The organism is Syntrophomonas sp. UBA1041 (assembly GCF_002316705.1).
Lineage (GTDB): Bacteria > Bacillota > Syntrophomonadia > Syntrophomonadales > Syntrophomonadaceae > DTU019.
The window spans coordinates 23,709-23,996 of the sequence record NZ_DCEA01000084.1 but is presented as its reverse complement, the minus strand read 5'-3'; the positions used below and the strand labels follow the sequence as shown (position 1 = coordinate 23,996).

The window sequence follows — 288 nt, the reverse complement described above, 5'->3', positions numbered from 1 at the left end:
TATCCGCATAGCATTGAGCGGGGCTTGTTCCTTCCCCTTCCGGGGCCGGGCTATGGAAAAGGCCTTAAACCAACCGGGAGAGGATCTGAGCAAACGTGTTGCCCAGGCCCTGCAGCAACTGCCCGGACCTTTGCAGGATACTGTGGCCGGCTCATCTAATTACCGCAGATTTGTGCTGGGCAACCTGCTGGAAGATGCCATAGATGGCTTGGAGGGATAAATGATGTTTCAAATGCAGCAGATCGGGCCCATTCAACTGGATATTAACGGCGCCAAGATTAGCGCGGT

The 288-nt window shown here is 54.5% G+C and carries 1 pseudogene; it reads left to right on the top strand.

Going from position 1 to position 288, the window contains the following annotated elements:
- A pseudogene (locus B2633_RS12595) lies at positions 1 to 220 on the top strand (FAD binding domain-containing protein); the annotation flags it as partial.
- Positions 221 to 288: the final 68 nt, after the last annotated feature.